Source organism: bacterium (assembly GCA_023230585.1).
Lineage (GTDB): Bacteria > Ratteibacteria > UBA8468 > B48-G9 > JAFGKM01 > JALNXB01.
The window spans coordinates 1-10,375 of the sequence record JALNXB010000061.1; the positions used below are offsets into that span (position 1 = coordinate 1).

Annotated in this window: 10 protein-coding genes; 1 reads left to right on the plus strand and 9 read right to left on the minus strand. The window is 33.5% G+C overall.

Annotated elements, in window-relative coordinates; all coding sequences use genetic code 11:
* Positions 1–168: 168 nt before the first annotated feature.
* The 9 genes from obgE to M0P98_08210 all read right to left on the minus strand — a co-directional run bounded on the left by obgE (position 169) and on the right by M0P98_08210 (position 9,486).
* Complete coding sequence (obgE, locus tag M0P98_08170) at positions 169–1,158, minus strand: GTPase ObgE (GenBank protein ID MCK9266824.1); 990 nt, start codon at positions 1,156–1,158, stop codon at positions 169–171.
* Positions 1,159–1,181: 23 nt separating this feature from the next.
* Positions 1,182–2,621, minus strand: a complete 1,440-nt coding sequence (locus M0P98_08175; protein ID MCK9266825.1) for an excinuclease ABC subunit UvrC — start codon at positions 2,619–2,621, stop codon at positions 1,182–1,184.
* Positions 2,584–2,895 (minus strand): DUF1844 domain-containing protein, encoded by a 312-nt coding sequence (locus M0P98_08180; GenBank protein MCK9266826.1) that lies wholly within the window; start codon positions 2,893–2,895, stop codon positions 2,584–2,586. Before M0P98_08180 ends, M0P98_08175 begins: the two co-directional genes overlap by 38 nt.
* 102 nt (positions 2,896–2,997) lie before the next feature.
* Complete coding sequence (locus M0P98_08185; protein MCK9266827.1) at positions 2,998–3,171, minus strand: hypothetical protein; 174 nt, start codon at positions 3,169–3,171, stop codon at positions 2,998–3,000.
* A gap of 61 nt (positions 3,172–3,232) precedes the next feature.
* Entirely contained in the window at positions 3,233–4,441 is a 1,209-nt protein-coding gene (locus M0P98_08190; GenBank protein ID MCK9266828.1) for a MiaB/RimO family radical SAM methylthiotransferase, read from the minus strand.
* A gap of 5 nt (positions 4,442–4,446) precedes the next feature.
* Complete coding sequence (locus M0P98_08195) at positions 4,447–5,496, minus strand: NDP-sugar synthase (GenBank protein ID MCK9266829.1); 1,050 nt, start codon at positions 5,494–5,496, stop codon at positions 4,447–4,449.
* Positions 5,497–5,514: 18 nt separating this feature from the next.
* Positions 5,515–6,279, minus strand: coding sequence for a TatD family hydrolase (locus M0P98_08200; GenBank protein ID MCK9266830.1), 765 nt, complete (start codon positions 6,277–6,279; stop codon positions 5,515–5,517).
* A 1-nt stretch (position 6,280) separates the two neighbouring features.
* Positions 6,281–7,150, minus strand: a complete 870-nt coding sequence (gene nadC / locus M0P98_08205; GenBank protein ID MCK9266831.1) for a carboxylating nicotinate-nucleotide diphosphorylase — start codon at positions 7,148–7,150, stop codon at positions 6,281–6,283.
* Between the two features lie 227 nt (positions 7,151–7,377).
* Complete coding sequence (locus M0P98_08210; protein MCK9266832.1) at positions 7,378–9,486, minus strand: acetate--CoA ligase family protein; 2,109 nt, start codon at positions 9,484–9,486, stop codon at positions 7,378–7,380.
* Between the two features lie 142 nt (positions 9,487–9,628).
* On the opposite strand from M0P98_08210, the gene M0P98_08215 reads away from it, so the two are divergent.
* The coding region (locus M0P98_08215; GenBank protein ID MCK9266833.1) for a bifunctional methionine sulfoxide reductase B/A protein at positions 9,629–10,375 on the plus strand (747 nt) is incomplete at its 3' end.

Here is a 10,375-nt window from a genome sequence, read left to right on the forward strand (position 1 = left end):
CACCTATCCATCTTATCTCTATCCTCTTTAACATTCCAAAACCCTTTTTTCTTCATCTCCTCATCAAGCATAACAAACTCATTCTTCCATCCTTGAATATTAAACTTATTCTTCAAAACTTCCCATTGTTCAGCCAGTTGCAAACTTTTATCTTTAAGCATATCAACTTCAAGACTCATCTATTTTCCTCCATACAGCTTCTATTAAATTTTTTATATCTTCTCCTGTTATAGCAGAAATCAAGTAACACTCATTAAAATTGCTTTTAAATGCTTCCAGTCTATCTTTTGGGATTTCTAAATCAATCTTATTTCCCACAACAATCTCTGGAAGGTCAGATAAACCTTGTCCATATCTTACAAGTTCTTCTCTTATGTTATTATAATTAGAAATCGGGTCAGGAAGAGACAAATCTACCAAATGAATAAGAATTTTTGTTCTCTCTATATGTTTAAGAAATTTATATCCTAACCCTTTCCCTGAAGATGCACCTTCAATCAATCCTGGAATATCAGCTACAATAAAACTTCTTGAATCCCCCATATCAACAACTCCAAGATTTGGCACCAGAGTAGTAAAAGGGTAAGACGCTATCTTTGGTTTTGCTTTTGTTATTTTAGATATTAGGGTAGATTTACCACTATTAGGGTACCCTATAATACCAACCTCTGCAATAAGTTTTAATTCAAGTTTTAAATATTTACTTTCTCCTTCTTGCCCTTTTGTAGCTTTACGTGGCGCCTGATTAATAGAGGATTTAAAACGACTATTCCCCAACCCTCCTCTTCCACCCTCAGCCACAACAAACTCCTCTTTATCTTCAAGTATATCTATCAAAAACTTTTCCTCAGTATCCAGAATCTCCGAGACAACAGTACCGCACGGAACCTTTACTTTTAGGTCTTCTCCATCTTTACCAGCACGGTTAAAACCACTTCCATTCCTTCCATCTTCAGCTGTATAATGTTGTCTAAAATGAAAATCTATAAGGGTCCTCACATTTTTATCAGCAACAAATATAATACTCCCCCCGTTCCCTCCATCACCACCTGCGGGACCACCTTTAGGAACATTTTTTTCTCTTCTAAAAGCAATACAACCGTCGCCTCCAGTACCAGATTTTATCCATATACGGGCTTCATCAAAAAATTTAGGCATTTATCTTTTCCTTTCTTGTAATTTTATCCCCAAAACTTCTTTGCTCTCCTAATAATTTCTTCAGCAGCAATACTTGGTATTCCAATCTCTTTAAGTTTATCTAAATCAGTCTTTACCAGAGAAGTTATATCAGGGAAGGCTTGTTTGATTCTCTCCTTTCTGGTTTCTCCTATACCAGAAATATCGTCAAGAAAAAAAACTTTTACATTCTTTACCCTCAATCTTCTATGGTAAGATAAAGCAAACCTGTGTGCCTCATTTCTAACTCGCTCTAACAGGTGCCTTTCAGGAGAATCGTCAGGTAATATTATTGGTTCTTTATTTAATTGAGTATATATATTTTCATTCTCTTCTGCCAAAGATATAATAGGTATCTCTAATTTAAGTTTTCTTAAAACTTGTGTAGCTACATTAAGATGACCCTTGCCACCATCTATTAAAATTAAATCTGGTACCTGTATATCCTTTTCGGACAAAAATCTTCGTTCCAAAACCTCTTCTATCATTCTATAATCGTCAATATTTTTATTAAAACAGAGCTTATATTTTCTATACCCTGACTTGTCAGAAAACCCTCCCTTAAACACTACTTTTGCAGCAGTTGCAAATGTTCCTGTTATATTTGAAACATCAAACCCTTCAATAATATAAGGAATTTTTTTTAAATTCAAAGTCTTTGTAAGTTTTTCAAGAACATTGGTTTCTCCATAAGATAAAAGTTCTTTTTCACTTCTAAGAGGAAACTTGCTTTTCATCCTATCAAGAAGAAAAAGTCGTTTTTTTATCTCGTTTGCCTCTTCAAAATCGAGCCTACCAACCGCATCATCAAGCCATTTTTTTAAAAGGTTCTCAAAATTCTTATAATCGCCTTCAAAGAAAGCTTTTATCCCTAAGATAAGCCAGCTATACTCATCTTTTGATATTTTCCTCTCACAAGGGCCAGAACATTTTTTTATATGGTATTGAGTACAAACCTTTGAGGAAGATTTTTCTATATCTTTATTACAATTTCTTATAGGATAATATATTCTTATAAACCGAACTATCTCTCTTAAGAGTTTTGCATCAGTAAAAGGACCATAATATACCGATTTATCATCTCTTTCTATCTCCCTAACAACTGAAATAGAAGGATAATCTCCTGCTGAAAGTTTTACGAGAGGGTAACTTTTGCCATCTTTAAGGTCAACATTATATTTCGGCTGATACTTTTTTATAAGTTGGTTTTCAAGAATCAGTGCTTCTGCTTCAGAGGCTACCGGTATAACCTCAAAATCTTTTATATTTAAAGAAAGAATAAAAGTTTTTGAGTCTGCTTTCTTTCCGTAAAAATAAGAACTTACTCTACTCTTTAAAGAAGACGCTTTACCCACATATATTATCTCACCTTGCTGGTCTTTCATAAGATATACGCCCGGTATATCTTTAAGATTCTTTAGTCTCTTCTTTAGAACTTGATTCATTATCTTTTACATCATCCTTCTTATCTGCTTTTTTTACTTCGTCAACATAATTGATTTGAAGTTCTGCTATAACTCCATTCAAAAAAGTTTTTTCCTCTTCTGTTATATTTCCTTCAGTCTTTTCCCTTAGCATTTCCAAAATATCTATTGTATGTTTAGCCAAATCAAGATTACGTTCAATTTCTCCAGATGCAGGATTAGCCACTTTTCCAAGAGATTGCCAACCCCATCCTGAAAAAAAAGTTATTACAAAAGTGAACAGACCTTCTTTCATAATTTCCCTCCTATTTTCTGTTATTCCTCCGATTCTCTTCTTTCTTTCACAAAAACTACCAGCAAACCCTTAAAGGCAAGGCATCCGCCCCACATTATCCTGTTATTGTAACAACGGCGAAATTAGCAGAACAACACCAACAACCATAAGAATAATGCCTAAGATTGCCAGTATATCAGATACGCTTTCTTTAGTATGGTTCAATTTAAGTCTAAAAGTCAAAAGAGCACCTGATACAATAAGAAGACCGCCAACAATAGCCTTTATAATAGCCATTTAACGCCTCCTTTTACCCTGCTGCTTTTTTGCAGAGCAACTATTCTGTTAAATGTTTTTATTAAACCTTTACACAAAACAGTTTCCCATCAATAAGTCTTTCTGCCTTAACTGTAACCACTCTATTATTAGCAATTCTCTTTTCACTAAAAAAAACAGGAATATAGTTTGAAGAATACCCAAAAACATTCTCACCCTTCTTCTTTTCAACAAGAACATCCAGAAAACTACCAATAAACCTTTCCTTTGTTCTGTTACTTATTTTTTCAGACAATTCACACAATGCCTTTTCTCTCTCTCTTTTAACCGACTCAGAGATATGGTTTTCCAATCTATATGCAAGGGTCTCTCTTCTTTTGGAATACCTAAATATATGAACCTTTAGGAATCCTATTTTTTCAATAGTTTCACAGGTAGAGATAAAATCATCTTCTGTTTCTCCTGGAAAACCCACCATTGCATCTGTTGTAAAAGTAACACCATCTATTTTCTTCCTTGCAAGAGCAACTCTTTCAATATAATCCGAAAAAGTATACCTTCTCCTCATTAGAGCCAATATATTATCAGAACCACTCTGCAAAGGAATATGCAAATGAGTACATACCAACCTATTCGTAGAAAGATATTCTATAACCTTATCATTTAAATAGACAACTTCCAATGAACTAATTCTAATTCTTTCCAACCCTTCTATACGAGAGAGAGATTCAAGTAACCCTATTAACTCTTTCCCTGTATCTCTGCCGTAAGCACCAAGGTCAACTCCTGTCAAAACTATCTCTTTATAACCATTATCAACAAGATGTTTAACCTCACACAAAATATCTTCTTCCTTTCTACTCCTAACAGGTCCCCTAACATAAGGAACAATACAATATGCACAAAAGTTTTCACATCCGTCTTCTATCTTAACAAAAGCCCTTGTACGATTATGAAATTTTGTAATTATATTCAAACCTGCCAGTTTACTATTTAAAAGGGTTTCCTTATCATCAAAAACCTCAACTCCAGACATAGAGATAAACTGGTTACTCTTTTTCACAGCACAACCAGTAAGCCAAATCTTTTTACCTTTATTTACACTTTTTTGAACAAACTTTCGCAACTCAGATTCTGCTTTTTCAGTCACACAACAACTGTTTATAAGGACAATGTTGCTACTGTTAAAGTCAGACACCAAATACCCACAATTTTCAATATTCTCTCTCAACAACTGGCTTTCGTACTGGTTGACTTTACATCCGTAAGTTTTTATTGAAACCTTTAACATTATACTTACTTTACTGTTCCCATCTGAGTATATGAATGGATAAGACTTTTATCAGCAAGCACGCTGTTTTCCAATCTTGTATATTCGCCCATATATACTTCTTTTCCGACAACAGAATTTATTATATTAGAATTATTTTTTATTGCAGAACTGTCCAGAATAATTGTATCCTGTAAAACACAGTTTGGACCTACAAAAGATTCATCTCCAACCACAACATTGCCTCTTATTACAGTTCCTTCTCCTATATAAACATTTTTACCAACAGCAAGTTTACCTTCAATAAGAACATTCTTCTGTGAAGACCCGTTAACACAAAGTTTACATTCAGGATTAAACTTGCCAGTCAACATATCAAAATTTGCTTTTCTATAACTTTCTATAGTTCCAATATCTAACCAATAACCATAATGCGTATAACCAAACAAAGGTTTCTCCTGTTCTATCCAGAGAGGGAAGACCTCTTTTTCAACAGAAATCTCAGTATTTTCTGGTATTTCCTTTATAATATCTGGTGAATTAAAGATATAAACACCTGCATTAACAGTATCTGAGATAACTTCTTGCTGAGAAGGTTTTTCTATAAATCTTTTCACACCCATATCTTCTCCTGTTATTACAAGCCCATAAGAAGCAGGGTTAGAAACTTTTATAAGCCCAATTGTAACAGACGCTTTTTTATCTTTATGGAAATCCATAATCTTTTGAAGATTAAAGTCTGCAAGTATATCCCCATTAAAAACAAGGATTGGTTCATCTTTTTTAGAGAAATATTTATACGAATTCCTAATCCCTCCACCTGTTCCCAATGTTTTATTTTCAACAGACAAAGTTACCTTTAACCCCATTTTTTTTCCTAACGACAAAACCTTTTTAAAATCCAAGTGTTTATATCCAACACCAAGAACAACCTCGTCTATCCCGTATTTTTTAAGTAATGCAAACTGGTACCACACAAGAGGTATATTACATACAGGCAAAAGAGATTTTGGAGTTTCAAACGTAAAAGGTCTCATTCTTGTTCCTAAACCACCGAGCAACAATAAAGCTTTCATATAGTACCTCCGTTATAATTACACAATATTAAAAAACTTTTTTGAATTAACCAATATCATTTCTCTTAAACTTTTTAAATTCCCCCCTTTTATCTCTGCAATTTTTTCAACCACATATCTAACCTTTGAAGGGTCGTTCCTCTTTCCTCTATAAGGTACAGGCGAAAGGAAAGGTGAATCTGTTTCAGCCATTATTCTTTCTATGGGGTATTCTAAACATACCTCTCTTATATCGTCTGCCTTTCTAAAAGTAATTATACCCGTAAAAGAAACATAAAAACCTTTTTTAGAACAATATTCTGCCATTATTTTATCTCCTCCAAAACAATGGAACACAACTTTGGAAGGTAATTGTTCCTTTTCAAAGATATCTATTAGTTCATCTCTGCTATCTCTCTGGTGAACAACAAGAGGTAAATTGAGCATACCTGCAAGCTGAATATGTCTACGCAGAAGTTCTTTCTGTTTTTCAGCAGAATTTTTACCTCGGTAATAGTCCAGACCTGTTTCCCCTATACCAACAACCTTATTATTTTTTGCAAGCTCACATATTCCTTTCATAATAGATGGCTCAAAATCTTGCGCCTCTGATGGATGAACTCCTACCACTGCCTTAACAAGATCATATCTTGAAGCAAGTTCTACAGAATAGACACTTGAACTAAGGTTAGTGCCTACATTGATTATTGAGTAAAGGTTATCTTTCTTGCTATTTTTCAAAAGAATTTCTCTATCTTCATTAAAATCAGGAAAATCCAGATGACAATGGGTATCAATATACATATTATCCCTCCAACTTTAAAGAAAAATCACATGCTTTGGAAGAATGGGTTAAAGCCCCTATTGAAACCCTATCAATAGGAAGATTTTTCAATCCATCAATTGTTTCAAGTGTTACATTACCTGACCATTCTATTATAATTCTTCTTCTATTATCTCCGAGAAATTCAACAAAACTTTCTAATTCTGAAACTTTTGAGTTATCAAACATAATAATATTAGCACCTGCTTCAAACGCGTTTTTAGCTTCACAAAAATTTTCCACTTCAACTTCAATCAAATACTTATCTTTAACCTTAGTTTTTGCTTTTAAAACAACCTCTGATATCGCCTCAATTCTATTGCTAAAACCTTCATTTTGTATAGCAGCATATATATGATTATCTTTTATCAACACCATATCATAAAGCCCAAACCTATGGTTTTTACCCCCACCAATTCTAACAGCATATTTTTCCAACTCTCTTAAAAGAGGTAAGGTTTTCCTTGTATCGTAAACATCAAGTTTACCTGCTGTTTTAACAAATTTATGAGTTAATGTTGCAACCCCTGACAAATGTTGCAGAAAATTCAAGCCTGTCCTTTCACCAGCCAACATTGTTTTTACTGGACAGGTAAGAGTTCCTACAACTGTATTGTTTGTAAGAAAATCTCCGTCCTTAAAATAGAAATTAAAGATACAATTTTCAGATAATTGTAAAAAAACCTCTTTAAAAACATCAAGCCCACACAATATAGCATCTTCTTTTACAATAAGACGGGCAGTAACATTAAAATCTGACGCAAAGAGAGCAGTTGAAGTTATATCTCCTGAATTAATATCCTCCTCCAAACTCTTTTTTATTAATTTTTTTAAGTATTTTTTATTTATCAAACTTTCTCCTTTACAAGTATTGTTACTTATTCACACTAATTAAATTATAAAAGTTTAACCATTTAAAATCAAGTATTTGTATGGGTTTAGTATATAGGCAAGAGTTTATTGAGGCATCTTTTTCATTACCTCATTGCAAACAACCAAAAGCAGTATAACAATCTTACTGTTAAAGGTAAAAACAGTGGCAGATTAACAGCCGTAAAAATAAGATTATCAATATTTCTCTAATTATTCAAAATATTCATTTTTAACATAACCCGTGCATCAACTGCTTTTATCCCTTCAGGATATACAAAAAGAGGGTTGAGTTCAATATCTGATACATCTGGGCATAAAATAAGAACCTCTCCAATTTTTAAAATCGTATCTATTATGGATTCTATATCTATAGGTTTTTCACCTCTAACCCCTTCAAATATAGGATATGTTTTTAATTCTTTTAACATCCTTTTAACTTCGTTTCTACTTAAAGGAAACGCTCTAAAAGTAACATCTCCTAAAATTTCAACATAAATACCTCCTAAACCACACATTACCACAGGACCAAAAGAGGTATCCCTTTTTGCCCCCACAATAATTTCTGTGCCAGCTTCAAGCATACGACTTACTTCTATCCCTTGAAAACGTATTTCTTTATTAAACTTATAACAGTTTGCTCTGATAAGTTCAAATGTTCTCTTAACTTCATCCTTATTTTTAACATTTAAAACCACTCCGCCTACATCGCTTTTATGAAGAACATCTGGCGAAACTATCTTCATAGCCACTGGATATCCTATTTTTTCTGCAATTATAACAGCTTCATTTATATCTAATCCTATATCACCTGCAGAAGTTTCTATCTTAAGAGTTTTTAAGAACTCTCTAATCTCGTCAGCAAGAAGAAAGTTTCTCTTCTCATCAATCACTTTTTTTATAACAGAATTAAAGTTCTTCTTTGCTTCCTTTGGTAAAAAACTTTTTTCTTCTACTTCTTCTTCTTTTTTTGTTTCATAATACCTAAAGAAAGCGTCAAGACAAGATACTCCTCTAAAAAAATCTTCAAATATAGGCACATCTTTTTCTTTTAAGTACTTTGCAGAATTATCAATACTTTCATCACCAAACAGAGATAAAACAAGGGATTTTCCTTTCTGGTTAGCATATAAAAAACAGTTGTGAATAATTTTTGTAAATTTATTAATATCGCAAAAAGGTACTTGGCAGTGAATAATAAAAACAGAATGAATATCTTTATGGTCTAAAGCGGCTTTAATAGTAGAATCAAATGTTTCAGCAGTATAGTCAGATGTTAAATCGATGGGATTCTTATATGACCCAAACTTAGAAATTAAAGGGACAAAAACTTTTCTTAAATTCTTTTCGTCATCATAAAGAGAAATATTTTTCTTTGAGAGAGAATCTGTTGCCATTACCCCTATCCCACCACCATTAGTAATAACTAAAACATTTTTCCCTTTAGGAACAGGTGTTTTCACAAAAAACACTGCCCAGTCAATGGCTTCAGCTAAGGAATCTGTTCTTAAAACATTGCATTGGTTCATAACTGAAGTAAAAACATCATCTGCACAGGCAAGTGCCCCTGTGTGAGAAGAAGCAGCCTTTGCACCTTTAACAGACGTGCCCGATTTAATAATTATTACCGGCTTTTCAGAAGTAGCCCTTTTTAATGCCCTTATCAACTTTTCCCCTTTTTTTAGCCCTTCCATATATATCATTATTACTTTTGTTCTTTTATCTTTTGCAAGGTATTCAATAAGTTCAGAATCCACTATATCCGATTTATTCCCTATTGAAAAAAAAGCAGAAAGCCCTAAATATCTAATTTCTGGTTTACTAATAAGAGCAACCCCCAACCCGCCACTTTGAGATATAACTGCAACTCCACCCGGGGCAACATTGGGCATCCCAAATGTTGCATTAATAGAACCTTCAGCAGAGTAATATCCCATCGAATTAGGACCCAAAATCCTCATTCCATTTTTCTTTGCATAATCTACTATCTCTTTCTCTTCTTCTGCTCTACCTAAATCTGCGAAACCTGCAGTAATTATTACCCCATATTTAATTTTTTTCTTAACACACTCTTTCACTGCCTGAAAAACAGAATTAGCAGGAATAGCAAACACTGCAAGATCCACATCCCCGTCAATTAAACTAATTTCAGTATATACATTTAATCCTAATAATTCACCTCCACGAGGGTTAACAGGATATATTTTTCCTAAATACCCGCCTGAAACAATGTTTTCAAGGAGAAGATATCCAAGTTTTTTCTTATCATAAGAAGCACCTATAACTGCAACACTTTTCGGTTTGAATAAAAATTTCATCTTTTAACTCCCAACCCTCTTAAAAAAAAGAGGTAAAATATTGTATTTGATTAAAATTTAATTGTATAATTATAACATAGTAGATAGTTAAGAAAAAAGCAACCTTTAAAACAGCAATTATAAAAAACAGGAAATAGATAATATGGAAAAAATAGAGAATAAGGATTTAACCCCAGAAGAAAAACGAGTAATAGTAGATAAAGGTACAGAGAAACCTTTTACTGGCATATATTGGAACCATTTTGAAAAAGGAACGTTTATATGTCGCAACTGTAAAACGCCGTTATACCGCTCAGAAGATAAGTTTGACGCCAGTTGCGGATGGCCAGCTTTTGACGATGAACTCCCAAACACAGTTAAACGGCAGCCAGACAAAGATGGCAAGAGAACCGAGATTGTATGTGCAAACTGTGGAGGGCACCTGGGACACATCTTTCAAGGCGAACAATTTACTAAAAAAAATATTAGACATTGCGTAAATTCAATATCAATAAAATTTATCGCTGATAAAAAAACAGATACAGCTATATTTGCTGCTGGTTGTTTTTGGGGTGTTGAATACCATTTTAGTAAAGCTTCTGGAGTGATTTCAGCAAAATCTGGGTATACTGGCGGAACCACTCCAAATCCAACATATAGACAGGTATGCGACGGCACAACAGGTCACCTTGAAGCAGTGGAAGTTATATATGACCCTTCAATAACCAGATATGACGAACTTGTAAAGTTATTCTTTCAAATACACGACTTTACTCAAAAAGATGGGCAAGGAGCAGATAAAGGCGAACAATACCTCTCTGCTGTATTTTATAGTTCTCCAGAACAGAAAATAACAACCGAAAATATTATTAAACAATTACAAGATATGGGATACGATGTTGCAACAAAA

Coding starts and splice junctions, on each gene's coding strand:
- M0P98_08210 (MCK9266832.1), bottom strand. CDS start 9,486: ATGAAATTTTTATTCAAACCGAAAAGTGTTGCAGTTATAGGTGCTTCT.
- M0P98_08175 (MCK9266825.1), bottom strand. CDS start 2,621: ATGAATCAAGTTCTAAAGAAGAGACTAAAGAATCTTAAAGATATACCG.
- M0P98_08180 (MCK9266826.1), bottom strand. CDS start 2,895: ATGAAAGAAGGTCTGTTCACTTTTGTAATAACTTTTTTTTCAGGATGG.
- obgE (MCK9266824.1), bottom strand. CDS start 1,158: ATGCCTAAATTTTTTGATGAAGCCCGTATATGGATAAAATCTGGTACT.
- M0P98_08185 (MCK9266827.1), bottom strand. CDS start 3,171: ATGGCTATTATAAAGGCTATTGTTGGCGGTCTTCTTATTGTATCAGGT.
- M0P98_08190 (MCK9266828.1), bottom strand. CDS start 4,441: ATGTTAAAGGTTTCAATAAAAACTTACGGATGTAAAGTCAACCAGTAC.
- M0P98_08200 (MCK9266830.1), bottom strand. CDS start 6,279: ATGTATATTGATACCCATTGTCATCTGGATTTTCCTGATTTTAATGAA.
- M0P98_08195 (MCK9266829.1), bottom strand. CDS start 5,496: ATGAAAGCTTTATTGTTGCTCGGTGGTTTAGGAACAAGAATGAGACCT.